Genomic DNA, 25,288 nt, shown 5'->3' on the forward strand with positions numbered 1-25,288 from the left:
GTCGTGTCATTGCCAACGGTGTGCGTGCAGGCCGTGCGAAACCACTGACCGCCCCACCCGCAACCTCAGCCCCAATCACAGTGCCGGCGTAGGCAAAAGCAACTTCCATACCGGTGAGCACAACCCACACCCGGGTTGTGCTCACCGTGCTCGCCCTGCTTATTGCCGTCGGCGATCTGAGCCTATGACGCCCAATCTGGAACAGGCGCTTAAGCAAACTGTGAGGAACTCGATCGTTGGCGAGTCGACCTCGGTTCTCACCCAGCCAATGTTGCATCAGCTGGCAATAAATCCCGTTCGGCGAGTGCCTTGACCCGGTCGGGGCGGAATCCCGACCAGTGCTCACTGCCGGCAACCACGACGGGGGCTTGCAGGTAGCCCAGGCTCATCACGTAGTCCCGGGCGGCGGCGTCGGTGCTGATGTCAACCACCTGGTAGTCCAGTCCCTGCTTGTCCAACGCTTTGTAGGTGGCGTGGCATTGGACGCAAGCGGGCTTGGTGTACACAGTGATCGTCATTTCTGAAACCTTTCTATCGGTGGCTGTTTGCTTTCTTCTATTCTATACCTAATGGGCTGTATATGCAAGGGCTGCAACGTATTTCAGTGTTGCGGGAAAAACGCCTAGACATGCTGTTAGTGGTCCTTTGAATGCCCCCACCTTGTCTATTCCGGGATTCTTTTGATTTGTGCGGAAATATCCACAGAAACGCGCACCGAATACCTTCGGAATTACAGGGGGTTGCGTGGCTGCGCCGGTAGGCAAGAGGGCTCCGGCCCTCGGGATGGCTGCTGGCGGCGCAGAGAGTGGCGGGGCCGGGTCAGCGGATGGTGGTGATGAGTGCGCTGGGCGTGGTGTGCAGGGCGCGAGCGATCCGGGTGAGTGTGACCACGGTCGGCGCGCGCTCACCGGCCTCGATGCCGCGCAGGAAGGTCCGGCTGGTGCCGACGGTGCGGGCCAGTGCTTGCTGGCTGATCTTGAGTTCGGTGCGGCGGGCGACGATCGCTGCTCCGACGGCGGTCATGACGGCGGTCTCGTCGACGCTAATTGCGGACGGTTCGCTCGACATGGATTCGGGCCTCTCGGGGGCGGTGGGTGGTTGTGTGGTGTCGAGCTTGCCAGAGCCGACCGAAGGCGAGTGCGTGCCGTGCCCGGCACGCAGGCCGGGCACGGCACGATCGGTGGTGTCAATCATCGGCCGAGCGTTTCGGCGGCGACGTCGTAGCCGCCCCACAGCGATCGGCCTGGCACCGCCCGCCACCCGTGCGGTCCCCGGCGGGTGATCATCGGGTAGCCCTGGGGCCGTTCGGTGCCGTGTAGCTCGGTGACAGTGGTTTCCCAGTTGCGGCGGGTGCGGCGCTTGGGTCCGTCGTCGTAGGGCACCGAGGGCACGATCGGGTCGTCGCGCCATCCCGGGAAGCAGTGATCCAGGCCCAGCAGCGCAGCGTCGGTGTCGGTGTCGTCGCCGACAACCTCGGAATGCCAGCCGCAGCCTCGGCAGAAGCTGCGCGAGACCAGATCACCCACGCACAGGCAACCGCGGTGCGAGGTCCGGTTGCATCGGAGGTCGGTTTGCAGGGTGATCGGGATGCACGTGTCGGTCGGTTCGCGGCTGCTCGCGTACTCACCGATCGCGACGTGCCAGCCGTGCGAGTCGCGCAGGCAGGCGAGATCAGGCCACGCCTTCCTCCACTGCGCCATCGCGTGCTCGTAGTCGGCAATCGTGGTGCACCGCAGGGCATACAAGCGAGGGACACCGGTTGTGCGTTCAGCGTGCGCACGCTCATCGCGTGCCGCCTCGGCGAACATGTCGAGCTGTAGGCCGTGCGAGGACGGCGCGGTCGGCGTCGTCGGGAGAGTGGTTGTGGTCATGACTTGACTGTACCCCATAGGGTGCATATTGTGAACCCTATAAGGTGCAGCGCTCTGGCGGGTAAGACGCTCAGAACTGCACCACCACAGCAACATTCGACACAAGGGAGCCTCGCATGTCGTGGAGCTACAGCAACTGCACCGCCAGCCCGAGCGCACGCGAGATCATCCGCGCCACCAACGTGCTCCAGACCGGACATCCTGAGCTGGTACCCATCGAGCACGTACACGCCATGGTCGATCTGACGTGGTCCCAGTGGGCACTGGGGCTCGCCGAAATCCTCACCACCGGCATCGGGATCGTCCTGGCCGATGACGAGAACCGCGAATGCCTGTTCCTGGCCCGCACACCGATCTACGCCGCCCACTGACGCCCCACGACGTCATCTGAGAGGACACCCCATGACGCGCCGCAGATCGCCCGACCACGACAACGACATCGACCTGCTCGATCTGCTCGACGGCACCGCTGAGCGCATCGAGGAGCAACGTCGCCTCGATGCCGAGGTTGCGACCCTGCGCCAGCTATGGGAGCAGCGTCGGGCCGGTCGACCCGACGGCCAACCCGTACCGACCGGTGAGGACTGGTGTGGCCGCTGCGGGCAGAACACCTTCGACTACGGGCTGGTCATCAACCACGACCTGGGCTACCTCGGCTGCCCGGTCCAGGTCGACCCCACCTGGTCGAAATACCAGTGCGTCGGCTTCCGAGGCGCGGTGGGCTACCCGTCAAGCACGCTGACCGTCGACGACCTCTGCGACCGCTGGGACCGCCAGTTCTTCCCCGACTGCGAATGCGGACACCCCTGGGGAGTACACACCCACGCCGCCCACCCCACCTGGAGCTTCGCCTGCAACACCTCGTGCGGCTGCCCGATCTACCGGAATGCGTGATTGCCCGGGTCGCATCGCGTCAGTCGCCTATTGATCCCGGTTCCGTGTCATCCTCGGGCAGCCCGTCGTCATCGTCGGGCAGCCCGTCGTCGGTTGGTTTGGCTCGATCGGACGGTTGGGCTGTCCAGATCAATCGTTGGAACTCTGGGGAACGCGTGAACTCTGATAACTCTGATAATTGGTTATGAGCCAACTGATTTCGCAGTGTCTCCCAAATACCGGAGGACCTGAATCCGGTTATGGCGTTGAGCTCCTGCGCTGTCGGCATGTTAACCCCCCGAACCGCGTTGCGGTACATCTCCTCATTGCGGGCGGTTAGATCGGGGTAAAGGTCTGCGACCCGCAGGGTTGGAAGCTCAATCGTGGGGGAGAGCGTGACCCGCGTGTGTTTGACCTCGTCGATCACCTCATCTCCGACGTCGGCGTTGAGGTACTTGTTGAGGTCCTGGAGGAAGGTGTCGGTACTGACGTGGTGGTAGCGCTGGCCGGTCTCGTCAGCGAACTCCCGTCGGAGGTCGGGCAATGTCCCGAAGTCTTCGTCGTCGACGATGTGACGCCAGTCTGCCTTCATGTCGTTGCTCACGAACAGCACGTCCTGCTCGTCAGTTTTGGCCAGGTCCATCATCTCCATCCAGATGAGCGGGTCACCGATCCCGCCGTCCTGCTTGGCCTCATCGGCTCCAGTCCCCGGCGGTATGGCAGCGGCGAGGCGGGCACGTGCCTGGTCCTCCCATGCCCGGAGGTCGGTCGATGTCCGCCGCCGACCGACCTGACCGGGATCGGTGAACAGCTTCTCGATACGGTCTCGGATGGGGTCAGTTGCCTGAATTTGCTTGGTGTGGAGGATGTTCGACTCTCGCTCAGTCCGTAGTGCTTCTTCGACCTCCGTCGCGGCTGTCTTGAATGCCGCGTCCACCGCGTCGAGTAGTCGCTTCTGCACTCCCGTGTCCTTGACACCCTCGACAGCCGTGCGAAGTTCCCGCAGGAGTGGACTATTGGCGCCGTTCTTCTTGACCCTCGTGATGATGCTCGTCGCGCTGGCGTATTGCTTGGCGTGATCGTCTGCGACAGACAGTCGTTGACGGTGGTATTCGAGGCCGGCGCGGTAGGGAAGGAAGAGGCGCGGACGGATCTCGTCCCGTTCGAGCTGGGCGAGGATCTTCTCGCGCGACTCCTTCGATATCCGGTACAGGTCGAGTAGGACGTTGGCATCCAGTGCAATTCTGGCCTTAGTGACGAAATCGCCGCGCTCATCGTCGCCATAGGTGTACCACTCACCGAACACCTCACGCATCGCGTCCTCCTGCCTTCGCTGCGCTGTGCCCGTTTTGGTGCCGGGCCCGCGGGTCAAATCTAAAGTTCGGGTCCGTGGTCGTGGGAGCGTTCGGTGCTATGCGCCGATGGCCCCGGCGGGGCCTCGTGTGCGGGTGTGCGTGGCGCCGCGTGTGGTGCGCGGGTGTCGCCGAGCAGTTCTCCGATCGAGCGTGATCTCTGCGAGGTCCAGACTCCGTCGTCGGGGTTCCACTGGCCGTTCCCGGTCGCGCCCGTCAGGACGGGTTCGATGAGGCTGTTGGCGGCCGTGAGCGCGGCGTCGGGGTGGTGCAGGTGCGCGGGTAGGCCACTGTGGGCGGCGCGTTGGGGGTAGTCACGTTCCCAGGTCGGGTTGGGCAGAACCAACGGTATCGGGATCGTCAGGTCGCGGCGCTGTTCTTGGTGGCGGATCGCGGCGTGCAGCTGTTCGGCGTCGAACGATTGGGTGCGGGCGAGGATGACGAGGTCGACCAGGTCGTGGGCGCGGGTCGAGGGGGTGTCGCCGTGGGTGCCGTGCAGCTCGTAGAGGGCCGCGACCTTGTCGGCGACTGCTTCGGCGGCGGCCTGCATCCGGATGACGGGCATGGGGTCGAGTTCGTCGAGCGCGAGCACCGGGCGCGGGCTGATCGTCTCGGGCGGTAGCAGCATCTCCCGGTGGGTGGCGAGGTCGAGCGTGGCGTCGGAGAATCGTTGTCCGGCGATGTTGTAGCGGATACGTCCGGCGAACAAGCCGGGGCTACGGGTTGCGGTGATGGTGATGTCGAACTCGCCGAAGTCGCCGGGTCCGGGGTGGGCGGCCTGGCGCAGCGAGTGTTGCATGTGTTCGGCGTCGAGGCGGGTGGCTAGGTCGGCGTCGGCGGTGGGGCGGGCCTGGGTCGGTGCCCGGAATTGCAGGGCGGTGCCGCCGGTGAGGATCCACTGGTCGGCGTCGGGGGAGCGGAACAGCCGGGCCAGGAACAACTGGAGGGTCACGGTTTGGGCGAGCTCGTCGCGGCTGAACCTGCTCGTCCGCGCTTCGGCGGACAGGCGGGCTTTCAGCCCGGCGCGGAAGGCCTCTTCGGACGCATACGCCATCAGCCGACCAGCACCGGTTCGGCCGGCATCTGGGCCTGATCGAGCAGCGCGGCGAACAGGTCAGCACCGGAGGCGTAGTTCCAGCGCGGCGCGGCCCGATCACACGCCGCGATCAGCTCGTCGGCGTCGACCAGCGATTCGGTCAGGCAGGTGTGCAGCGCGGTCCCGAGGTGTCCGCCGTCGCCGTGGGTGAGGAGCAGGTCGGCCACGGTGCGCGCGGGTGTGGTGACCGGTAGTCCGTCGACGAGGTCCCAGTCGTGGGCGCGGTCACCGATCGACCGGCGCCAGGTGCGCACCGACGGGTCGCGGACGTTGATGCGGTGGGGGCTGCTCAGCTCGAGCCCGGATGCGGTGATCGTGCCCAGGCGCAGGACTTGGGCGGCGGCGGCGTGGCTCACGACGCTGTCGGGGCGTGTGCGGCGTTCCTCGATGTCGGCGGCGGGGTGGAGCGCCAACCATTGTGCCGCCCAGTCGCCGAGGGTTGTCCAGGCCGTGGACTCGGGGATCTCGTAGACGCCGTGGTGGACCCGGACGATGGCCTCACGGGCAGCGAGGCGGGCCAGGACGTAGGGCGCGACGCCGAGGTTGCGGGCTTGGGCGGTGGTGAACAGGCCGAACTGGCGATCCGCCAGCCCGCGGATCGCGCCCCACCGGCCAGCGTCGATCATGCAGCAATAATAGCAACGGGAGTGATCGGTGAGGCTTTCCGAGCTGTCCGAGCGCGGCCCGTCCGTGCAGACTGGCCCGCGTGCCCCGGCACAGTGGTCACGGTGTGCCGGGGCGGTCGACGTCGTCATCCGCTGGTGGGGTGCAGGACTTCGCGTAGGCGGGTGCCGATCCATAGCGGGACTGGTGGGGTGACGGCGTTGCCGTAGCCGTCGATCTGGTCGCGGCCTTTGCCCCACACGGTGAAGGTGCCTTTGTGGTCGCCGAAGTCGGGGTCGAATCCGCAGCCGCGGCCGACCTCGTGCGGGGTCATCATGCGGAAGAAGCACTCATCGAGCGGGATGTCGGCGAGGGCGTCGCGCCAGTGGGAGGCCAGCAGGGCGGTGGTGTCGCGGCTGGTCAGGGTGCCCAGTGGGTCGGTGAGCGGGTGCGCGGCGGTTTCGGTGCCGGTGCTGCCGTTCTGTTTGAACCAGCCTGCGAGCAGGGCGGGGTCGCCGGTCGCGGTGAGCAGGCCGGGGGTCTGTTCGGCGGTGATCGTCGGCATGGCCTGGGCATGGCTGGTCGGGGTGGTGTGCTTGCGGAAGGGCACCACACCCGAGGACACGATGCTCAGGGTCTCCGAACCGCCCTGGGTGGGCAGCGCCTCGTCGAGGCCGCGTGGTGCGCCCTGGAAGTTGTTGATGGCCATCGCGACCGGGGGAGTGAGCAGGCCGGTAGTGTTGGTGGCGGGCTGGGTCCACAGCGGCTGACCCAGGGTCCGGGTCCGGCACTGCGATCCGGGGCGCTCGAAGGTGTTTCCGGCGGCGACCACATGATGGCGCCGGTACTGAGCAGCGCGGTCTTTTGCTGCGAGGTCTGGGTGGCCATCGGTTGCAGCGGATGGCGTTCCACGCCGCGTTGGGCCTTGGCCGGCATCAGCACAGCGGGGAACTCGGCGAACTTCTGGCGGCACCGCTCGGCACGGGCCATGGTCGCCGGGGCCAGCGGCTTGGTCCGCTCGCCGATGCGGGTGCCCAGGTGGGTGAGGTCCAAGGCCGTCAACGACGGTGTGGCGGTGGGAGAGACCTCACCGAAGCAACGCGGGCAACGGTAGTTGTACTGCTTGCCGTAGCGCACCGATCCGCTGGCGGGCACGCCGGTCTTCCACGCCCACATCGCCTCGACAGCCTCATCGCAGGGGCCACACCACGCCTGGGGGCGGTGATCGAGGTCGGGAGCGGGCAGCGTGCGGTCCCAGAACACGATGTAGAGCCGGTCCCGGCTCTGGGGGACGCCGAAGAACATCGAGTTGAGGTAGAGCACCTTGTGCTCGTAGCCGAGCTTGGTGATCTCGCGCAGCCACCACCGATACGTCGACCCGTCGCCGACCTTGCGTCGCCCGGGCACCGCTGGTCCCCAAGACTGCAACTCGGTGGTGCATTCGACCAGGATCAGCAGCGGGTGGTGCTGATCGGCGTAGTGCAGCACGCAGTTGGCCGTTGCGCGGTCCCGCTCGGATCGGGTGGCGCGTTCCTCGAACTCGGGGTCGTCGAGGTCGAACAACGTCAGACCCTGTTCGTAGGCACGTTGGGTGTTGGCCTGGGAATGGTTGGTGCAGGTCACCCCCGCGACCAGCAGATCGGCCGCCGGGAGTTCGCGCACCGAGTGGTAGGTGTCGGAGTCGGTGTTGATCAGATCAGCGATCCAGTGCTCGACGTGCGGGTGGTTGGCCTCGTGCACCTCGACCTTGTAGCGGTTGTGGTTGGCCCCGACGATGGTGTCGAATCCTGCGGCCTCGATGCCCTGGGTGAATCCGCCAAATCCTGAGAACAAGTCCAGCGCGGTCGGGTTGTCGTGACGGAATCGTCTGCGACGCAGCGCCGGTCGATGTTCCGCTGTCTTCGAGATGATGTGCCCCATGATCGTCGCTTCCTCGCCCATTCCATCCGTGGTGGTTGCCTATAGACTACCATCAGCGGTAGCCTATAGGCAACCATTACGGCACGGCGTAAGAAGGAGCAGCACATGGCAACGACCACCGAAAACACCTGCGCGGCAACACCGATGAGCGTTCATGCGCGAGCGATCGCCGCAAGCATCGAGCAGTGGCGCCGAGCCTGCGACCTCGCAGGCAGTGTCGACGCTGAACATGACGCGGCTGCCGCCCTTGTCGGGCTGGTCGAGCAAGCGATGCCCGAGCTGGCGCGCACCGAGGTTGTCGAGCGGTCGTATCTGGTCCGCCGGGTGCAGCGCTACGTCGGCCCGCTGCCTGAGCAGTGGGCGGCGATGGACGATTCCGGCCGCGACCAGTACTACTGTGACCACTGGCTGGCTGTCGAGGAGTTCGACGAGCACATCGACGACGACCAGCTGACCCTGACGATCGTGAAACCCGCGCAGTGAGCAGCTGTCCCGCGCCGACCGGGCGCACCGCCGTCGTAGTGCCGCCCGCGGCGACCTCGCCGGTAGGCTCAGCCACGCCGAGTGCGCCCGCCGACCTGGCGGGCGATAGGGGAGGAGGAGCCGTCATGGCCGTCGACATCGACGAACCTGCGTTGCTACGCGCTCTCGGAGAAGCGATCACGACCCGCCGCGAGGAACTGGGCCTCAGTCAGCGGGCCCTGGGTCTCGAGGCCGGCGTCGAGCGCAACATGCTGCGCGGCGTGGAAGACGGATCGCGGCGAGCAACCATCATCACCCTGGCGCGCATCGCCAAAGCTCTGAAAATGCCGGCCTCGCAGCTACTTCATAAGATCGGGCACTGACCTTCCCTGCATGGGGTGACACGCGGCCTCGGACCCAGGACGGAGGGGAGAGGGACTGCACAGTAGGGGGCCTCACCGCCCTCCCCTCCGATCCTGTGAGAACGGTCTTCGGCTGGGTGTGGCAACTCAGAAGAACGCGTCGCCACATTAGCAAACCGGATCTTTGCTGTAGTCGACAACTGGGCAAGCATGTTCGCGGCGCGCGAGCCAGCTGCGGTCAGACGCAGTCACAAGTAGCCAAAGCTGCTGGCGTGCAACGAACAACATCACCATCGGCGCGCTCTAAGAGCCACCAATGTGATCCGGTTCGCTGTTGCAAATGTACATCAGCCGGGGCGTTCGGCCCCGTGATTCCCGTTCACTATCGTCACTGGTGACGAAAGATAGTGCTATACACCGCAATTCGCCGAAAATGTACCTTACGACGTCGTAGCTGGTGATCCGCTGTGCTGCCGCTCCGCCATCAGAGGTAGCGCGGGGGATCGACTCTTGGGTCGTCGTCGACGGTATCGATCCTCGAGTCGGCAAGGGTGTCGGTGATTGCGGCGGCACTGGCACCGATGGTGGCGAATTGCGGGTCGGCGACGCACCATGCACGATCGGCCAGCCATGTCACCTAGGGCAGGCTCGAATCTTGGCGGCAACGCCAATTGCTGCGGCCGTGTGGTGTATCGATCCTCGATTGTCGCCGAGTTTCGCCAGCTGGCGCGCCATGCCTAGATGAGCGGTGACGTGCCGTCGGCGGTTCGTCGTGCAGAGGCCATGTGCTTCGGCGAAGAAAGTGTGCGCTGAGTGGGGTGTTGGCGCCCGCCGGACCTCTCGCATGGCCTTTCGGTACCGCCGCTGCTCATCATCGACGTGCTCGAAACCTGTGACCACCCGAAACGCTCCCTTGTCGGCGAGGTTCACTATGACCCCTGTCCACATCGACTCTAAATACTATCTCCGTTAGTAGGGAGCGTTCTAGGGGTTGCGGTGCCGAGTTTCTTGGGGCATGCAGGCGTGTGTTCCGGTCATACTTGGGTGCAGTGCCGTGTGGCGAGGGAAGAAGGATTGATGGAGAACGGTCCCAGCGAGTTGAACACCGTCGGCGCCTGGCGCGAGATGGGTTGGCGCTGATGAGCATGGCGGTGGTGCTGGTGGCTGCAGCGGCTCTGCTGGGTTGGTGGTGGCCGCGGTGGATGGTGCGTATCCAGCCACGCATCGATGCTCGGTGGGTGTTGGTGGCGTGGCCGGCCGCCCAGGCGATGTTCACGGCGTTGTGGGTCGCTGCGGTGTCGGTGCTGGTGGTGCCGAACCACTTCGGCGTGCATAAGTTGTCGGCGGTGGCCTCCTGCCTGCGTGTGTTGTCTCATGGCGCGCCGGCCCAGGTGGAGACCGTGGCTGGGGCCGCGGTGCTGGCCAGCACGGTGGCGGCGGCCGTTTGGGTGGTGTCCTTGGTGGCACGTGCTGCGGTCGCAATGGGCCGGGCACGCGAGCACTATCTGCAAGCGTTACGTCTGGTTGGCCAACGTTGTGATCGGTTTCCTGATGTGTGGTGGCTCAGCGATCAGCGGCCGATGGCCTTCTGTTTGCCGGGCCGCAACGCGGGGATCGCTGCGACGACGGGTTTGCAGGACGTTCTGACCGGCGCTGAACTGAATGCTGTGATGGCTCACGAACGCGCACACCGACGCCAGCGGCATCACGCGATCGTGTTGCTCGCTGGGGTTCTGGGCCGAGCGTTGCCGTTCATTCCGCTGTTCGCTCGCGGTGCTGATGAGGTGGCGACACTTGTCGAGCAGGCCGCTGATGCACGGGCGGCCGAACAGGTCGGCACCCGGACAGTGTGCTCGGCGTTGGGAACGCTGGCCCGATCGGCCGGGTCGTCGGATTTTCCGGCGGGGGCGTTGTCGATCAGTGATTCTGCGAGTGTGACGCCGCGTTTGCACCGGCTCTATGACGGTCGGCGATGTGTGTCACGTGGTCACCACGCAATGGCCGCTGCCACGGTTGCAGGGGTTGTTGTCCTACCTACCGTCGTCACCGCCACCGGCGCCGTGTCGGCGCTGGTGGCGGTAGCTTGCCTGCTGTGATGGTGAAAGCGAGCGTGTCATTTGCTCGAGGCCGTCGGGCGGGTGCGGCTGGGCCACTACAGGCCGGCGAGTAGTCGCTGCATCTCGGCGATCTCCGATTCCTGGTCGGAGATGATCTTTCGCGCCAGTGCGATGGCTTCGGGGTTCTTCCCGTCCTGGATCTCGGTCTTGGCCATGGCGACGGCGCCGCGGTGGTGCTCGATCATCTGTGTGAGGTAGAGGCGAGCCGCCGCGGTTCCCTGGGCCTCGCGCAGCTGTTGGAACTGTTGTTCGGTCATCATTCCGGGCATGTCGTGACCGCCCATTGACGGCGACATCGATTCCCCGGCACTCATCTGACTCATGTCGTGGCCCTGCGAGCTCGAGCTCATCGAAGCTCCCCACGTGGTCACCCAGGACTTCATCTGGTCGATCTCGGGCTGCTGGGCGGCTTTGATCTGCTGGGCCAGTCGGACGACCTCGGGATTGATGTCGTTCTTGTCGAGCAGGATGTTGCTCATCGTGATCGCTTGTGAGTGATGGGAAATCATCTCCTGGGCGAAGGTCATGTCGGCCGCGTTGTGCTCGCCCATGTCGGCCACAGAGGATGGTGCCGCTATCGAGGTGGTGGTGACCATTCCCGTCATCGAGGAGTGGTCTTGTCCCTCGGAGTCGGAACAGCCCGCCAACACCAGCAGGCCCGCCGCTGATGCCCCGATGATGATGCGCGCGCGCTTTGTCGACATCTGTCCTCCTTGTTTCAGACGCCCCGCAAGGTGGCGCTTCGATAACAATTCTACTAGCCACGATAGTAGTTCGGTGCGGTTCGGGCCCTTGCCTTTCCCCTACTGACCTGCGGGAAGCATGTCTCGCGACGAAAATCACGGCTGCAGTCGTGGGAACTTGTGTGACTGGTGGGGCTGGTGGTGTGCGTGGTGTGATGCTGGGCGTCGCTCTCTCGGCGTGGACTTTCGGCATCGATTCGATCCGCCCGAGTGGTGGTCGACGTCGACGTCAGAAGGGTTCGACGGTATGCACATGGTGGTGGCTTCGTTCGCGGGCGCAGTGAACGGGCGGTGGATGCTCATGGTGGTCGCGGTGGCGACGGCAGTGGGTGTGGCGTGGGCGCCGGTGCTGCCCGCGGCGGCCGCACCCGATGACCATGTCGCCCGGGAGCTGGTGGTTCTCGTGCAGGACACGGTCAAGGCGGCGCTGGGCGGTGCGGCGGCAGCGAGCTTGGGTGAGCCGATCAAGCATGCGTCGTCGTGTTTACGTGATCATGCGCAGTCCGGGAGCAGCGACAGCGGCAGTGTGGCCGCGTTGGAGTGTTTCGGCGCGTTTGGTTCGACTGTCGATCCGCTCAGTGGCTTTCGCATCATCGATGCGTTGCCGCTGGCTCGTCTGGTGGCAACGTTGGTGGCGGCGTTGGTGCCGCACGATCCCAGCGTCCCGCATGGGCCGCAACCACAACCGGGGGCTCCGGGTGCTGCGGTGCCGGGGAGCGGGGGTGCGGTGGCGCCTACTGCCGGCTCGATCACCTCGACGTTCGGGGATGGGCGCGGCCATCAGGGCATCGACATCGGCAACGATCTGGGTGCTCCGATTGTCGCGGTGGCCGATGGGGAGATCATCACCGCCGGCCCAGCGCAAGGCTTCGGCTTGTGGATGCGGATCCGCCACGATGACGGCACGATCACCACCTACGGCCACAACGATGAGAATCTGCTCGAGCAGGGCACCCGGGTCCGGATGGGACAGATCGTGGCCACGGTGGGCAACCGCGGTGTGTCGACCGGCCCGCACCTGCATTTCGAGGTTCTCGATCCCGCCGGGGTGAATGTCGATCCCGCACAGTGGCTGGCCGAGCGTGGGGTGGTGCTGGCCGTTGATGCCGAGGCCGAACGCCCGGCCCCGGGCGGGCCGGTGGTGCCGCAGTGGGTGCGACAGCCACGGACGTGAGCGGATGCGTCCGCGCCGAGGGTCGGGCGTGATCGGTTGTGCGGGTGGGGATCAGGAACGGACGAGTCGGGCGATGGCGGCGGAGGCTTCGGCGATCTTGTCCTCGGCGGTGGCGCCGCCGGCCTGGGCGGCGTCGAGGACGCAGTGTTTGAGGTGGTCGTCGAGCAGGCCGAGCGCGACACCTTCGAGCGCCTTGGTCAGCGCCGATATCTGGGTGAGGATGTCGATGCAGTATTGCTCTTCATCGACCATGCGGTGGATTCCGCGGGCTTGGCCCTCGATGCGTTTGAGTCGCGCGAGGTAGCGGCTTTTGTCACTGATGTAGCCGTGCGCGGTATGTGCGCACTCGTTCTCCGGTGCGGACGATGTCGTCATCGGACAATCATCTCCTTTTCAAGGGTCTGTTTCCTTACCCAGTGCTGGCTGTGGGGCGGGTGTCGTGCAGCGCGTGGGTGGTGCTGGTCTGCGGGCGTAGGTCCAGGCGGCGCAGGAGCTGGGCGTTGAGAGCCACGACCACCGTGGACGCCGACATCAGGATGGCACCGACCGACATGGGCAGCACGAATCCGATCGGGGCGAGGATCCCGGCAGCCAGTGGCACCGAGATCAGGTTGTATCCCGCTGCCCACCACAGGTTTTGCTTCATCTTGCGGTAGCTGGCCTTGGACAGTTCGATCACCGAGAGCACCGAACGCGGGTCATCGCTGGCGAGGATGACTCCGGCCGAGGCGATCGCGACGTCGGTGCCCGCGCCGATGGCGATGCCGACGTCGGCTTGAGCGAGTGCGGGGGCATCGTTGACGCCGTCGCCGACCATGGCGACTTTGCGGCCCTCGCGCTGCAACTCGGCGACCTTGTCGGCTTTGTCCTCAGGGCGCACCCCGGCAAAGACCCGGTCGATACCGAGCTCTGCGGCGACGCTGTGCGCGACCGCTTCGGCATCACCGGTGATCATCACTACCGCCACGCCCACTTGGTGCAGGGCGTCGACGGCTTGGCGGGACTCCGCACGTACTTCGTCGGCGAGTTTGATCGCGCCGACGACCTCGTCGTCACGCACGACGTGCAAGATGATGGCCCCGTCGGCGCGCCACTGCTCGGCGATGGCGAGTTCGTGCCGGCGGTGCTCCTCGAGCATGCGCGGCCCGCCGACCCGCACGACCGTCCCTTCGACATGGGCGCTGACCCCGACCGCGGGTGAGGAGGTGAACTCGGTGGCCGAGGGGATCTGCAGGGCCCGGTCTCGGGCGGCGGCGACAATCGCCCGGGCCAGGGGGTGTTCGCTGTCCGCTTCGGCGGCGGCAGCGGCGGCCAGCACGTCCTCGGCGTCGCTACCAGGGGCGGGCTCGACGGCGATCACAGTCGGTTCCCCCTTGGTGAGGGTTCCGGTCTTGTCGAACAGCACTGCGTCCACGGTGCGCATAGCTTCCAGGGCGAGGCGGTCTTTGATCAGCACTCCCCCGCGGGCAGCGCGTTCGGTGGCGATGGCGACCACCAGCGGTATGGCCAGCCCGAGTGCGTGCGGGCAGGCGATGACCAGCACGGTGATCGTGCGGATGACCGCGTCATCGGGTTGACCGATCACCGTCCACACGATCGCGGTGATGACCGCAGCGGTCAGTGCGAACCAAAACAGCAGCGCGGCCGCGGAATCGGCGAGGCGTTGCGCACGTGACGACGAATTCTGGGCGTCGGTGACCAGCCGCTGGATACCGGCCAACGCAGTGTTCTCACCGGTCGCGGTGACTTGCACGCGTAGACCGGAATCGGTGGCCACCGTTCCGGCGACGACCGGATCACCTACGCCACGGCGGACGGTGCGCGATTCACCGGTCACCATCGATTCGTCGACCTCGGCGGTTCCGTCGATGACGCGGCCGTCGGCGGGAACGCTGGCACCAGGGCGCACGATCACCACATCCCCGACCTGCAACTGCGCCGGGGCCACAATGCTGATCTGTTCACCGTCGACGCGTTCGGCCTCATCGGGCAGCAGTGCCGCCAACGAGTCCAGCGCCGAGGTCGTCTGGGCCAGCGACCGCATCTCGATCCAGTGCCCGAGCAGCATGATGACGATCAGCAGGGCCAGTTCCCACCAGAAGTCCAGTTCATGGTGCACAACCTCGAGACTGGCTCCCCACGAGGCGACGAAGGCCACCGTGATCGCCAGAGCGATCAGCAACATCATGCCCGGTGTGCGCGAGCGTAATTCACTTACGGCCCCCGACAGGAACGGACGCCCGCCCCAGGCGAACATCACCGTGCCCAGTACCGGGGAAATCCATTGGACCACTCCGGTATCGGGCAGCTGATAGCCGATGAGCATGGCAAACATCGGTGAGAACGCGACGACCGGCACTGCGAGGACGAGCATGATCCAGAACAACTGCCGGAACTGGCCCACATGGTCACCATGCCCGCCGTGCCCGTGACCGCCGTGACCGGCATGACCACTGTGACTGTCGTGACCGGCGTGGTCGTCGGAACCGTGATGGCGTTGTCCGGCAGAGGAATCGGGGTGGTGATGTCCGGTGTGATCGAGCACCGCCTCGTGGTGCTCAACCTGGCCGTGGTGGTGCTGATCGGCGGCCGTGTGACCGGCGTGTTCAGCAGAGGTGTGCTCGTTCATGACGCCACCTTATACCCCTGGGGGGTATGTGTCGAGGGTGTGTGGGAGGTGCGGTTGTCGTCACCGGGTGTGGTGCGTGAGGTGAAGGCACGAAGCCGCAGGCTGTTGCTGACGACGAACACGCTGGAGAAGGCCATCGCGGCGCCGGCGAGCATGGGGTTGAGCAACCCGAGTGCGGCGAGGGGGATGGCGGCGACGTTGTAGGCGAAGGCCCAGAACAGGTTGGTCTTGATCGTCGCCAGCGTCTTGCGGGCCAGGGCGATCGCGTCCGCGGCGGCGTTGAGGTCGCCACGGACCAGGGTGATGTCGGCGGCTTGCATGGCCACGTCGGTGCCGGTGCCCATGGCCAGGCCGAGGTCGGCCGAGGCCAGCGCTGCGGCGTCGTTGACCCCGTCGCCGACCATGGCCACGACTTTGCCGTCGTTCTGCAGTGCGGTGACGGCCTGGACTTTGTCGGCGGGTAGGACTTCGGCGATCACGGTGGAGATGCCGACCTCGCGTGCGACGTGTTCGGCGGCCTTCTGGTTGTCACCGGTGAGTAGGACCGGAGTCAACCCCATGGCCTGCAGTCGGGCGACGGCTGCGGCGCTGGTGGGTTTGATGGCGTCGGCGACGACCAGCACCGCACGGATCTGTCCGTCCCAGGCCACCATCACTGCGGTTTGTCCTGCGGCTTGCGCGGATTCGCGGGCAGTTGTCAGATCGGGATCGTCCAGCGACAGTCCCCAGTCGGCGAGCAGGCTGTCGCGTCCGACGAGGACTGCATGGCCCTCGACGGTGCCCTGCACTCCCATACCTTCGATGTTGGTGAATTCCTCGACCTCGGCCAGGGCGCCGAGCTCGGTGCGTGCCGCGTCGGCGATGGCGGTGGCGATGGGATGCTCGGAGGCGTCTTCGAGCGCACCGGCGAGGGCGAGTACTTCGCGGTCGGACGTGTTGGCATCGGTGTGCACGTGCAGCAACGTCATCTGACCGGTCGTGACGGTGCCGGTCTTGTCCAGGACCACGGTGTCGATCGTGCGGGTGGTCTCCAAGACTTCCGGTCCCTTGATGAGGATGCCGAGCTGGGCTCCCCGTCCGGTACCGACCAGCAGGGCGGTCGGAGTGGCCAATCCCAGCGCGCAGGGGCAGGCGATGATCAGCACGGCCACCGCAGCAGTGAACGCTGCCTCGATGGGATAACCCGCCCCGATCCAGGCGCCCAGGACCGCGACAGCGATGGCGATGACCACGGGCACGAAGATGCTCGAGATGCGGTCGGCCAGCCGCTGGGCATGGGCCTTGCCGGACTGGGCGTGTTCGACCATGGTGGCCATCTGGGCTAGCTGGGTATCGGCACCGATGCGGGTGGCGCGTATGCGCAGCCGCCCGCCGGCGTTGACCGTTGCCCCGGTGACGGTATCGCCCGGACCGACTTCGACCGGCAGCGATTCGCCGGTGAGCATGCTGGCGTCGATCGCCGAGGTGCCCGACACGATCTCACCGTCGGTGGCGATCTTTTCTCCCGGCCGCACGATGAACTCCTCGCCGACCGACAACTCGTTGATCGGGATCCGTTGTTCGTGGCCGTCTTTGATGACGGCGACCTCTTTGGCGCCGAGTTCCAGCAGCGCCCGCAGCGCTGCACCGGCCTGCCGTTTGGAGCGTTTCTCGAAGTAGCGGCCCGCGAGTACGAACATGGTGACCCCGGCGGCCACCTCAAGGTAGATGTTGCCCGCTCCGTCGGAGGGCGCCACGGTAAAACTGAAGCCATGGGTCATCCCGGGTGTGCCGGCGGTACCGAAGAACAGGGCGTACAACGACCACAGCAACGCCGCACCGGTACCCACTGAGATCAGGGTGTCCATGGTGGCGGTGCCGTGACGCAGGTTCACCCAGGCCGCGCGGTGAAACGGCCACGCCGCCCACACGATGACCGGGGCGGCCAGGGTCAACGAGGCCCACTGCCAATAGGTGAACTGCAGCGCCGGGATCATCGCCATCGCGATGACCGGTACCGACAGCACCACCGCGCCGATCAGACGAGTGCGTAATGCCTGCAGCTCGGGGTCGCTGGCGGCCTCATCGGTCGCCGCTGCGCTCGCATCGTGATCGGTCTGCGCCGACGGCGGAAGCGTGGCCTGGTAGCCGGCGTTCTCGATCTCGGTGATCAGCAGCTGCGGATCCAGATCACCCGAGGTGGTGATACGCGCCTTCTCGGTGGCGTAATTGACTGTGGCACTGACACCGTCGAGCTTGTTGAGTTTGCGCTCGATACGCATCGCGCACGACGCGCACGTCATTCCGCTGACGGCGAGTTCGATGTCTGACCCGGCCGAGCGGGACGGGGAGGTGGTGGTCATGAGGACTCCAAGACGTGGGTTGAGCCGGCGGGATGGATGACGGGCGGTCAGTGCCCGGCGTGCTCAGGCGGGACCGACGCAGACGACGCCGGAGACGACGAGGATGTCGCGCTTGCTCGAACACGCTCTGCAGCGGTGTCGACGACGAATGTCGCGGTGTGTACCTGTCCGTCGACCTGGAAGTCGAGATAGAGCAGGTAGCGGCCCGGTGTCGGTGCGTTCGTCGCGAACCTCACCTGCGGCCCGGACAACTGCCCTGGCGTGGGTGTCGAGCCTTCGGGATGCACGTGCAGGTAGGCCAGGTCGCCATCGCGCAACGCCACCAGATGCCCGAAGGCACCCAGATACGGCTGCAAGGTGGTGACCGGCTGACCGTTGCGACTCACGGTCGCAGTCAGCTCTGAGTCGGTGCCGGCGTGCAGCTCACCGGTCAGCTCGACCTGGAACCCGGCCACCTCCGACCGCCGCGACTCACCGGCTGGTGGGCGGGGTTGATAGTCGCCACCCACCTCGAGAGTGCGTGTCAGCGTCAGGGTTTCACCGGTCGCTGCCGGAACGAAATCGGCATACACCCGGTAGGTGCCGGCCGTCTGCCACTGCCATGGAATCGACCACCGCCCAGCAGCATCCACCGTGGGGTGCACGTGGCGGAATGCGGTGCCGTCAGACCGGACCACGATCAGGTGCAGTTGTTTGTCGTGTTCCACCGTGTAGTCGGTGACCGCCGAACCGGCGGGGTCGGTGATCGAAAACGTCAACACGCCCGCCTGGCCGGTCTGCGCGGGCGCTGCGAGTCCGGAGAGCAGATAACCCCCCGACCCGACGGTGACCCCGCGCACACCCGGCGTCGCGGCGGCAGACGAGGCCGGTGCGCTCTGGTGTCCGGCGTGCGCCGGTGAGTCCGACCCAGTAGCGCCTGACCGGTCCGGGGCCACCGCGGCTGCCACGGTGTAGGCGGCCACGAAGACCACCGCCAGCGCACCAGCGAAAAGGCCCAGCTTAGAAGGGACGTTCATTGTCATGTTCCTGTCTGTCAGGAGATCGCCCAGCGACGCTGCGCTGCCGAGGAGAGCCGGGCCACCACCGGGGCGGCCCGGCCCGCGACCTCACTCAGCGAGTTGATAACCGGCTTCTTGCACCGCGCTGCGGATAGCGTCACGCTCCAGCGGAGCGGAGCTGTCGATGGTGACCTGGCCGCTGGCCACGTCCACGGCGACATTGGTTACACCGTCGAGGGTGCTGATCTCTTCGCGTACCGACGAGGCGCAATGTCCGCAGGTCATCCCGGTGACAGTGACGGTAGACGTACTCATAGCGATGCTGCCCTTCCCTTCTGGCGATACCCCGGACGGCCGTATCCCGACCCCACCCGCGGCAGTGACAACTGAGCCACTCCCACCTTGGTACCATACCCCCCTAGGGTAATCAACGTCCGACGCTGGTCCGACACTGATCTCGAAGGCGGACCAGCGTCGCGGCGCACCCGGGGGAGCGGACAGACCGGGGATGAGGAGTGGGCGCCCGAACCGATCCTGCGAAAAATTAGGTAGGGGCCCGCGCGGACGCGGCCCCGCAGCGAACCGAGGCGGTGGCAAGCAAGCCGAGAATCAGCCGCGACTACCAGTTCTTCAGTCCGTGCGCCGTAATTACTATGCGCAGTAGTAGCATGTAGGTGGTGGGTGATATGAAGCCGTCGACGGAGGCGACCGCACCGTCAACTCCGCACGGCGTAGCCGTACCCCGGTTGATGGCTGCACTGCTGGTCGGTGGGCTAATTGTGGCGCTGGTGATCTACGCCTGGATCTCCGGCGCCAGTCGCTACGTCGAAAGCGCAGATCCATATCCTGGGGCGGGCACAGCTGTCGCCGATGTGGTCGGCAACTTCGCTGGCTTTGCGTTGGCTGCGGTGATGCTCGGGGGACTGGTCTCGATGGTGCTCACGGCCGTGCCTGACTCGCAAGGCTTCATCGACGCTGCGGTCTATCCAGTGTTTCGCCGCGTCCGCCGCGCCGCGGGGTGCTCTGTGGTCGTTGCGCTATTCATGGCTTTCACCGCGGCCGCAGACACCACCGGCGTGTCTGTGGGCACGATGGTCTCGAGCGGCAAGGTCGGTTACGCGTTCAGTGTGAGTTTGCCGGCGCTGGCGTGGCTGGTCGTGGCGGCAGCGGGTGTCGTGGTGCTGATCGGTTCGGTGTCACTGCGGTGGTCGATGCAGGTGGCGCTGGTGGTTCCCGCAGCGATTTGTGTGCTCGCGCTGCCCGTGGTCGGCAATGCCGCGCAGGGCCCTGACCACGACTACACGACCGGCGCGGTGATCGTCTTCGCAGTGAGCTTGGCGTTGTCGGTGGGGCTGCGGTGGGCTGATCGGTTCCGGGTTCGTGGTCTGGGGTCGGCGACCATCGACGAGGCGGCCGACCGGCGTGTTGGTGGCATTGTCCTGGGCGCCGATGTGATGGCACTGGCGGGCGCGGTGGCTGTGACGCTGCTGCTGCGGACTCCCGATGTGTGGTCGTCGGCGTTCGGTCGCGCCGCGGGGTTGTTGGTGGCTGTACTGACCGTGTTAATGATTGCCGACCTCGTGCGTTTGCGCCGGGGTGTGGTGACGCCGGCAACTGCTTCTGCCTTCGCCACGGGGACCGCACTGGTGGCCGTGGCGTGCTGGGCGGTGATGGACACCAGGGTCGCACCCGGGTTGATTGCCCACCCTTTTACGGGCTGGGATGTGTACCTGGGGTATTCCCTTCCTGGCCCGCCCGATGTCGGATCGCTGGTCTCGCTGTGGCGTGTTGATCTCGTGGTGGGTGTGGCGGCGGTGGTGGGTGTCGTGGGCTATGTCGTTGCCGCCCGGCGGGAGCGGGCAAGTGGACACCGGTGGCCGATCCGGCGAACGGTGTCGTGGGTCGCGGGGTGCGCTGTGGTGGTGGTGTCCACCAGCTCTGGGCTGAAGGCCTACGGCAACGCGTTGTTCAGTGTGCACATGGCCGAACACACGGGTTTGACCATGATCGCACCCATCCTGTTGGTGGGTGGTGCGCCGATCACCTTGCTGTTGAGGGTGCTGCCGACGATCGGAACCACCGGTGGCGCGGCGTGCCGGCGGGCGCTGCTGATCGTGCTCGGCTCGCGGGGCCTGCAGCTGCTGCTCAATCCGATTGCCGCGTTCGCGTTGTTTGTGGGCTCGTCGTATCTGGTGTACTTCACTCCGGTGTTCGACGTCCTCGTGCGCTACCACTGGGGGCACGTCGTGATGAGCGTGCTGTTCCTGGCCATCGGCTACCTGTTCTTCTGGGTGACTGTGGGGATTGATCCTGGACCCAGACAGTTACCGTTTCTGGCGCGGCTTGGTCTGCTGTTCGCCGTCATGCCTTTTCATGCCTTCTTTGGTATCGCGCTGATGACCTCCACCACGGTGATCGGTGAGTCTTTCTACAGCCAGTTGCAGCTACCGTGGAATCCCGATCTGGCTCGCACGCAATGGGTGGGTGGTGTGGTGGCTGCGGTGATCAGCGAGATTCCGATGGTGCTGGTGTGCTTGGTGCTGTTGGCGCAGTGGGTGCGTGCCGAACGTCGACCCGATCGGTCCGAGTCCACGGCCATTGATGCCGGCACCTCCCACACCGTCGCTGCGATGGTCTCGCAGTTGGCCCAGCCCCAGCCTCTGTCACCTTCAGCGGTCTATACGCGCGAAGTTCTGCAAACGCAGGCTGTTGGAGACGACGAAAAACGATGACAAAGCCATTGCGGCCCCGGCGATCAGAGGATTGAGCAATCCAGCGGCAGCCAGCGGCAGCGCGGCGAGGTTGTAGCCGAACGCCCATGCCAGATTGGTGCGCATCGTGCGTCGCGTGGCCGAGGCGAGTTGCAGCGCCAGAGCGACGGTGGTGAGGTCATCGCGCACTAACACGATGTCGGCGGCGCCGATAGCAACATCGGTACCGCGTCCGATCGCAATGCCCAGATCAGCCGATGCGAGTGCGGGCCCGTCGTTGATGCCGTCGCCGACCATCGCCACACCGGCGCCACTACTGCGCACGTTGTCGATGATGGCCACTTTCTCGGCCGGGAGCACCCCGGCGATCACGTCGTCGATGCCGACCTGCTCCGCGGTGCGCTGCGCTGCGCCGGCGTTATCGCCGGTGACCAGGAACGTGCGAATTCCCATGCGGTGCAACTCATCGACCGCCTGGCGGGCAGAGGGTTTGATGCCATCACGAATGTCGATCAGGCCCCGGACTGCATCATCGGCTGCGACATAGACCGCGGTGCCCCCAGAGCGCTCGATGTCAGTGCGCCGCGCGTCGATCGCGGCGGGCACCGCGGCGCTACGGGCGATCCATGCCGGGGAACCCACCTGCACCTTCACTCCGTCGATTACCCCTCGCACGCCGCTACCGACGTCGGTGACCACCTCGTCGACCGGTGCGGCAAGCGACTGCGGACCGGCCGCGGCAGCGATAGCGGTGGCGATGGGGTGGCTGGTGTGCTGCTCGAGTGTCGCCGCCCAGCCCAGGATCAGCTCGGCACTGTCGTCGTCGACGGTGTATACGCCGGTGACGTGTGGCTGCCCGTTGGTGAGGGTGCCGGTCTTGTCGAAGACCACCACATCGATCGTCCCGGACAGTTCCAATGCGGCGTGTCCTTTGAGGAAGATGCCCAGTTGGGCGCCTCGCCCGGTAGCGATCACCAGCGCCATGGGCATGGCCAGGCCCAGCGCGCATGGGCAGGCGATGACCAGCACGGCCACCGCGGCCCTCACCGCGTGCTCCCATGACGCCCCGGTGAGCGACCAGCCCACGACAGTGGCTGCGGCTAGGGCGATGACACACGGAACGAAGATCGCGGCGATACGGTCGGCGACGCGTTGAGCGCGAGCCTTGGCTGTCTGCGCGCTGTCGACCAGCGCGATCATCTCGGCCAGGCGGGTGTCGTCACCGACTGCGGTGACTTCGACGCGTAGTCGCCCGTCGAGGCACGTCGTGCCCCCGACGGCGGTGGAGCCTTGCTCGGCTGACACCTGAACCGGCGTCGTCTCACCGGTCATGGCGCTGAGGTCCACACTGGCGGCGCCCTCGATCACCTGCCCATCTGATGGAATGGTCTCTCCCGGCAGCACGATGAGTCGTTGCCCCACTTTGAGTTCCGCGAGGGGTATGAGCATGGTCGTGTCCCCTGCGCACTCGACTCGGGCGTCGGTGGCACGCAGAGCGGCCAGCGCCGTCAGTGCTTGAACAGCTTGTGCCCGGGCACGCGCCTCGTAGTAGCGTCCTGCCAGCACGAAGACGGTGACACCGGCTGCAACTTCGAGATAGATGGAGTCGCTGGAAAAGATTGCCGACCACACCCCCTGGCCTGCGGTCGAGGTCGCTTCGGCCGAGAACATCGAGTACACCGACAGTGCGGTCGCGGCCAGCACTCCCAGCGAGACGAGGGTGTCCATCGTGGCCACGCCGGTCCGCAACGTGCGCACCGCGGTGCGGTAGAAGGGCCACGCGCAGTAGGTCACCACCGGCGCGGCAAGCGCCACCAACACTGCTTGCCAGCCGGGAAAGCGAAGGTCGGGGACGACAGCAAGCACCACGGAGAGGTTGGCCAGGGGCACGAACAGGGCTAGCGCGACGATCAGCCGGGTGAACAGTGCCTTCGCAGTCGCTGAATCTTCGTTGACGGCAGGGGCCTGCTCGGACAGTTCCGCAGCCGCATACCCTGCTGTGTGCACGGCGTCGATAGCATCGGCGACGTGTGCGTGGGTATCGAGTTCCACGGTGGCTCGCCGTGTGGCGTAGTTGACCGAGGCGCGCACGCCGTCGAGCTTGTTGAGTTTGCGTTCCACCCGAGCTGCGCACGCACCGCAGGTCATCCCGCCCACATCGAGTTGGATGCGGCGTGTTGGGTGCGTGTGGTCAACGAGGTCGGTCACGGGTGGGCGCTTTCAGTAGGCGGTGAGGGTCCGGCACCGCAAGATGCGAGGGCCCCCGTGGGGCAGTGGCAGCAGGGCTGAGGCAACCAGGCTTCGGCTACTAAGCAGGGTAGTTTGTTCTAGACTGGCAGCAAATACGAGGCGATCAGGCAGGCGACGGTGACTCAGTTGGGTTCGTTGGAACGCGCGGTGATGGATGTGCTGTGGGGCGCTTCGGCGGCGATGAGTGTGCACGACATCGTCGATGCGCTGGCCGACCGCGACTTGGCGTACACGACGGTGTTGACCGTGGTCACCAATCTGCACAAGAAGGGCTTCGCGGGTCGCGAGAAGATCAGCCGCGCCTATCGGTACTTCCCGTTGCAGTCGCGGGAGGAGGCGACGTCGCAGACACTGCGGCAGGTGCTCGATGCCAGCGGCGATTCGACGGCGGTGCTGATGCACTTCGCCCGGATGGTTACTCCCGAGGAGCGCGCGGTCCTCAGCGAGCACCTGTCCCGGACGCGGACGGATCGTCCGAGGAAGCGCTGAGAGTGTGAGCGTCGCATTGGCCCACCTGGTGGGCGCGGCCGTGCTGGGCGTGTTGGGTCCCTACGTTCTCGACCGATTGCCCCAGCGATGGTCACCGCGGGTACTGATCACCGCCTGGGTCAGCAGTATCGCCACGGCGGTGGGATTGTTGATTCTGTCGGCGCTGTCGGCGTTGTGGCCGGATCCGCCGCCGGCCGAACGCTTCGTTGACACCTTGGCTCGGTGCGCGGGAGCTGTCCTGCACGCGGTGCGCGACGATTTCAGCCAGGTGTATGGCATTGCCGTGGCCGTGGTGGTGATCGCCGCGGTCGCTCGCACCGCGATGTCGTGCGCTCGTCACACCCGCGATGTGCATCGCGTGCACCGTCTTCATCGCGATGTCGTTGCTGTGGTGGGCAGTACCGAACCCGACACCCCCGACGTGCTCTGGATCGATCATCCCCACCCCATGGCGTACTGCGTCGGCGGGCGCAGTGGTTTCGTTGTGGCAACAAGTGCGCTGCGCACAGACGTGCCCGCCGAGGCGCGGGCCGCAGTACTGGCGCACGAGTTCGCCCATCTGAGGTCGCGGCATGACCGCGTTCTGGCGGTCTGCGATGTGATGGCACGTGCTCTGCCCTTTGTGCCGCTGTTTCGCCGGGCGCCGACGGCAGTCGCGGCCTTGATCGAAGCAGATGCCGACATGTCGGCTGCTCGGGTGACCAGCACGGCTGCCGTGCGCAGCGCACTCGCGCATGTGACCGGCCAGGGTGTAGGCCCCGGGACCCCCATGCCGCACTCGACGCGCTACCGATTGCTAATGCTCGAGAACGGCGCGATCGAGCCGACGAAGTCGACCTACGCTGCGGCGAGCGTGTTGCCCCTCCTGGGTGCTGCGTTGTGTACGGCTGCGGCACTTCCGGTGTTGTCGGTTCTCGTGCATGGGCTTATCGCATAAGTCCCGGTCACGCCCTGTTCGCTCCTCAGTGGCTGCGGCTCGACGCCCGTGGGTGTCGCGCCTGGCTGCGCCACCGGTAGCGGAGGCTGTTCACCGGGTGCTCGTCTCAGCGTGTCGATCGCAGCTGCCTGCGCGGGCGGCACACCCAGTCAGTCGCGCTATCGCGACACCCTGCGTGTTCGGTACCAAATACATGGTGTGCGGTGCTGAGCAGCGCCAACCGATGCTCGACCGGGACCGCTAACCCTTGCTCCACCAGCCGATTCGCTCTCGGTCAGGCCCGGTGATCTTGGGAAAGGCCCGGTGGCTCGTGGTCTCGCCTGACGCGGCGTAGCGACGGGTCTCTCCGCGGCCGCGGG

At 66.0% G+C, this 25,288-nt stretch carries 24 protein-coding genes; 9 read left to right on the plus strand and 15 right to left on the minus strand.

Annotation, left to right across the window (positions count from 1 at the left end):
- Positions 1-257: 257 nt before the first annotated feature.
- The 3 genes from CA982_RS23110 to CA982_RS23120 form a co-directional block, all read right to left on the minus strand.
- Positions 258-518, minus strand: a complete 261-nt coding sequence (locus CA982_RS23110) for a redoxin NrdH (protein WP_051406002.1) — start codon at positions 516-518, stop codon at positions 258-260.
- Between the two features lie 301 nt (positions 519-819).
- On the minus strand, positions 820-1,194 hold the full coding sequence (locus tag CA982_RS23115; protein WP_231381005.1) for a helix-turn-helix domain-containing protein: 375 nt from the start codon (positions 1,192-1,194) through the stop codon (positions 820-822).
- Complete coding sequence (locus CA982_RS23120) at positions 1,191-1,871, minus strand: DUF6349 family protein (RefSeq protein ID WP_139114264.1); 681 nt, start codon at positions 1,869-1,871, stop codon at positions 1,191-1,193. Before CA982_RS23120 ends, CA982_RS23115 begins: the two co-directional genes overlap by 4 nt.
- 116 nt (positions 1,872-1,987) lie before the next feature.
- On the opposite strand from CA982_RS23120, the gene CA982_RS23125 reads away from it, so the two are divergent.
- Together CA982_RS23125 and CA982_RS23130 are read left to right on the plus strand one after the other, a co-directional pair.
- Entirely contained in the window at positions 1,988-2,242 is a 255-nt protein-coding gene (locus tag CA982_RS23125; protein ID WP_035755488.1) for a hypothetical protein, read from the plus strand.
- A 31-nt stretch (positions 2,243-2,273) separates the two neighbouring features.
- The gene (locus tag CA982_RS23130) at positions 2,274-2,765 is read left to right on the plus strand and encodes a hypothetical protein (RefSeq protein ID WP_035755490.1); all 492 of its coding nucleotides are present in this window, start codon (positions 2,274-2,276) and stop codon (positions 2,763-2,765) included.
- 19 nt (positions 2,766-2,784) lie between these two features.
- Here CA982_RS23130 and CA982_RS23135 read toward each other — a convergent pair whose 3' ends face one another.
- From CA982_RS23135 to CA982_RS23150, 5 genes are all read right to left on the minus strand, one after another.
- On the minus strand, positions 2,785-4,059 hold the full coding sequence (locus CA982_RS23135; RefSeq protein ID WP_139114265.1) for a PIN-like domain-containing protein: 1,275 nt from the start codon (positions 4,057-4,059) through the stop codon (positions 2,785-2,787).
- Between the two features lie 59 nt (positions 4,060-4,118).
- Positions 4,119-5,150 carry a nucleotidyl transferase AbiEii/AbiGii toxin family protein gene (locus CA982_RS23140; RefSeq protein WP_035755494.1) on the minus strand — a complete coding sequence of 344 codons (1,032 nt, stop codon included), beginning with the start codon at positions 5,148-5,150 and terminating at the stop codon, positions 4,119-4,121.
- Complete coding sequence (locus tag CA982_RS23145) at positions 5,150-5,818, minus strand: type IV toxin-antitoxin system AbiEi family antitoxin domain-containing protein (protein ID WP_035755497.1); 669 nt, start codon at positions 5,816-5,818, stop codon at positions 5,150-5,152. The genes CA982_RS23140 and CA982_RS23145 overlap by 1 nt, the downstream gene beginning before the upstream one ends.
- A 125-nt stretch (positions 5,819-5,943) precedes the next feature.
- A complete protein-coding gene (locus CA982_RS26975) occupies positions 5,944-6,504 on the minus strand; it encodes a hypothetical protein (protein ID WP_244176449.1) in 561 nt (186 codons plus the stop codon).
- Positions 6,426-7,736: a DNA cytosine methyltransferase gene (locus CA982_RS23150; RefSeq protein ID WP_244176450.1), complete on the minus strand. Its 1,311-nt coding sequence runs from the start codon at positions 7,734-7,736 to the stop codon at positions 6,426-6,428. The genes CA982_RS26975 and CA982_RS23150 overlap by 79 nt, the downstream gene beginning before the upstream one ends.
- Before the next feature lie 84 nt (positions 7,737-7,820).
- On the opposite strand from CA982_RS23150, the gene CA982_RS23155 reads away from it, so the two are divergent.
- From CA982_RS23155 to CA982_RS23165, 3 genes are all read left to right on the plus strand, one after another.
- The gene (locus CA982_RS23155; RefSeq protein ID WP_137809384.1) at positions 7,821-8,198 is read left to right on the plus strand and encodes a hypothetical protein; all 378 of its coding nucleotides are present in this window, start codon (positions 7,821-7,823) and stop codon (positions 8,196-8,198) included.
- Positions 8,199-8,323: 125 nt separating this feature from the next.
- Entirely contained in the window at positions 8,324-8,560 is a 237-nt protein-coding gene (locus tag CA982_RS23160; protein ID WP_035755500.1) for a helix-turn-helix domain-containing protein, read from the plus strand.
- 1,118 nt (positions 8,561-9,678) lie between these two features.
- Positions 9,679-10,635, plus strand: a complete 957-nt coding sequence (locus CA982_RS23165; RefSeq protein WP_035755572.1) for a M56 family metallopeptidase — start codon at positions 9,679-9,681, stop codon at positions 10,633-10,635.
- 56 nt (positions 10,636-10,691) lie between these two features.
- Here CA982_RS23165 and CA982_RS23170 read toward each other — a convergent pair whose 3' ends face one another.
- Positions 10,692-11,360: a DUF305 domain-containing protein gene (locus CA982_RS23170; RefSeq protein ID WP_035755501.1), complete on the minus strand. Its 669-nt coding sequence runs from the start codon at positions 11,358-11,360 to the stop codon at positions 10,692-10,694.
- A 286-nt stretch (positions 11,361-11,646) separates the two neighbouring features.
- Here CA982_RS23170 and CA982_RS23175 point away from each other — a divergent pair, with 286 nt between their 5' ends.
- Positions 11,647-12,573: a M23 family metallopeptidase gene (locus CA982_RS23175; protein WP_035755502.1), complete on the plus strand. Its 927-nt coding sequence runs from the start codon at positions 11,647-11,649 to the stop codon at positions 12,571-12,573.
- A 51-nt stretch (positions 12,574-12,624) separates the two neighbouring features.
- Here the strand turns inward: CA982_RS23175 and CA982_RS23180 are convergent, their stop codons facing one another.
- From CA982_RS23180 to CA982_RS23200, 5 genes are all read right to left on the minus strand, one after another.
- Complete coding sequence (locus CA982_RS23180) at positions 12,625-12,948, minus strand: metal-sensitive transcriptional regulator (protein ID WP_035755503.1); 324 nt, start codon at positions 12,946-12,948, stop codon at positions 12,625-12,627.
- Positions 12,949-12,982: 34 nt separating this feature from the next.
- On the minus strand, positions 12,983-15,202 hold the full coding sequence (locus CA982_RS23185; RefSeq protein WP_035755504.1) for a heavy metal translocating P-type ATPase: 2,220 nt from the start codon (positions 15,200-15,202) through the stop codon (positions 12,983-12,985).
- Positions 15,199-17,544, minus strand: a complete 2,346-nt coding sequence (locus tag CA982_RS23190) for a heavy metal translocating P-type ATPase (RefSeq protein ID WP_035755513.1) — start codon at positions 17,542-17,544, stop codon at positions 15,199-15,201. Before CA982_RS23190 ends, CA982_RS23185 begins: the two co-directional genes overlap by 4 nt.
- A gap of 47 nt (positions 17,545-17,591) precedes the next feature.
- On the minus strand, positions 17,592-18,560 hold the full coding sequence (locus CA982_RS23195; protein ID WP_035755515.1) for a hypothetical protein: 969 nt from the start codon (positions 18,558-18,560) through the stop codon (positions 17,592-17,594).
- Between the two features lie 90 nt (positions 18,561-18,650).
- Positions 18,651-18,857 (minus strand): heavy-metal-associated domain-containing protein, encoded by a 207-nt coding sequence (locus tag CA982_RS23200; RefSeq protein WP_035755517.1) that lies wholly within the window; start codon positions 18,855-18,857, stop codon positions 18,651-18,653.
- A 434-nt stretch (positions 18,858-19,291) separates the two neighbouring features.
- On the opposite strand from CA982_RS23200, the gene CA982_RS23205 reads away from it, so the two are divergent.
- Positions 19,292-21,274, plus strand: coding sequence for a cytochrome c oxidase assembly protein (locus CA982_RS23205; RefSeq protein WP_035755519.1), 1,983 nt, complete (start codon positions 19,292-19,294; stop codon positions 21,272-21,274).
- Here the strand turns inward: CA982_RS23205 and CA982_RS23210 are convergent.
- The gene (locus CA982_RS23210; RefSeq protein ID WP_035755525.1) at positions 21,212-23,461 is read right to left on the minus strand and encodes a heavy metal translocating P-type ATPase; all 2,250 of its coding nucleotides are present in this window, start codon (positions 23,459-23,461) and stop codon (positions 21,212-21,214) included. The genes CA982_RS23205 and CA982_RS23210 overlap by 63 nt on opposite strands.
- Positions 23,462-23,620: 159 nt before the next feature.
- On the opposite strand from CA982_RS23210, the gene CA982_RS23215 reads away from it, so the two are divergent.
- Together CA982_RS23215 and CA982_RS23220 are read left to right on the plus strand one after the other, a co-directional pair.
- Entirely contained in the window at positions 23,621-23,992 is a 372-nt protein-coding gene (locus CA982_RS23215; RefSeq protein ID WP_005199796.1) for a BlaI/MecI/CopY family transcriptional regulator, read from the plus strand.
- 28 nt (positions 23,993-24,020) lie between these two features.
- Positions 24,021-24,929 (plus strand): M56 family metallopeptidase, encoded by a 909-nt coding sequence (locus CA982_RS23220; RefSeq protein WP_244176451.1) that lies wholly within the window; start codon positions 24,021-24,023, stop codon positions 24,927-24,929.
- Positions 24,930-25,288 lie beyond the last annotated feature (359 nt).

The sequence above is a fragment of the Gordonia lacunae genome, from assembly GCF_002149015.1.
Classification (GTDB): Bacteria; Actinomycetota; Actinomycetes; order Mycobacteriales; family Mycobacteriaceae; genus Gordonia; species Gordonia lacunae.

Bases quoted from the DNA above. Each gene is read 5' to 3' on its own strand.
- CA982_RS23130 (WP_035755490.1), top strand. From the start codon at position 2,274: ATGACGCGCCGCAGATCGCCCGACCACGACAACGACATCGACCTGCTC.
- CA982_RS23160 (WP_035755500.1), top strand. From the start codon at position 8,324: ATGGCCGTCGACATCGACGAACCTGCGTTGCTACGCGCTCTCGGAGAA.
- CA982_RS23140 (WP_035755494.1), bottom strand. From the start codon at position 5,150: ATGGCGTATGCGTCCGAAGAGGCCTTCCGCGCCGGGCTGAAAGCCCGC.
- CA982_RS23165 (WP_035755572.1), top strand. From the start codon at position 9,679: ATGAGCATGGCGGTGGTGCTGGTGGCTGCAGCGGCTCTGCTGGGTTGG.
- CA982_RS23110 (WP_051406002.1), bottom strand. From the start codon at position 518: ATGACGATCACTGTGTACACCAAGCCCGCTTGCGTCCAATGCCACGCC.
- CA982_RS23135 (WP_139114265.1), bottom strand. From the start codon at position 4,059: ATGCGTGAGGTGTTCGGTGAGTGGTACACCTATGGCGACGATGAGCGC.
- CA982_RS23205 (WP_035755519.1), top strand. From the start codon at position 19,292: ATGGCTGCACTGCTGGTCGGTGGGCTAATTGTGGCGCTGGTGATCTAC.
- CA982_RS23195 (WP_035755515.1), bottom strand. From the start codon at position 18,560: ATGAACGTCCCTTCTAAGCTGGGCCTTTTCGCTGGTGCGCTGGCGGTG.
- CA982_RS23190 (WP_035755513.1), bottom strand. From the start codon at position 17,544: ATGACCACCACCTCCCCGTCCCGCTCGGCCGGGTCAGACATCGAACTC.
- CA982_RS23170 (WP_035755501.1), bottom strand. From the start codon at position 11,360: ATGTCGACAAAGCGCGCGCGCATCATCATCGGGGCATCAGCGGCGGGC.
- CA982_RS23145 (WP_035755497.1), bottom strand. From the start codon at position 5,818: ATGATCGACGCTGGCCGGTGGGGCGCGATCCGCGGGCTGGCGGATCGC.
- CA982_RS23185 (WP_035755504.1), bottom strand. From the start codon at position 15,202: ATGAACGAGCACACCTCTGCTGAACACGCCGGTCACACGGCCGCCGAT.
- CA982_RS23120 (WP_139114264.1), bottom strand. From the start codon at position 1,871: ATGACCACAACCACTCTCCCGACGACGCCGACCGCGCCGTCCTCGCAC.
- CA982_RS23125 (WP_035755488.1), top strand. From the start codon at position 1,988: ATGTCGTGGAGCTACAGCAACTGCACCGCCAGCCCGAGCGCACGCGAG.
- CA982_RS23150 (WP_244176450.1), bottom strand. From the start codon at position 7,736: ATGGGCGAGGAAGCGACGATCATGGGGCACATCATCTCGAAGACAGCG.
- CA982_RS23175 (WP_035755502.1), top strand. From the start codon at position 11,647: ATGCACATGGTGGTGGCTTCGTTCGCGGGCGCAGTGAACGGGCGGTGG.
- CA982_RS23200 (WP_035755517.1), bottom strand. From the start codon at position 18,857: ATGAGTACGTCTACCGTCACTGTCACCGGGATGACCTGCGGACATTGC.
- CA982_RS23115 (WP_231381005.1), bottom strand. From the start codon at position 1,194: ATGATTGACACCACCGATCGTGCCGTGCCCGGCCTGCGTGCCGGGCAC.
- CA982_RS26975 (WP_244176449.1), bottom strand. From the start codon at position 6,504: ATGGCCATCAACAACTTCCAGGGCGCACCACGCGGCCTCGACGAGGCG.
- CA982_RS23155 (WP_137809384.1), top strand. From the start codon at position 7,821: ATGGCAACGACCACCGAAAACACCTGCGCGGCAACACCGATGAGCGTT.
- CA982_RS23180 (WP_035755503.1), bottom strand. From the start codon at position 12,948: ATGACGACATCGTCCGCACCGGAGAACGAGTGCGCACATACCGCGCAC.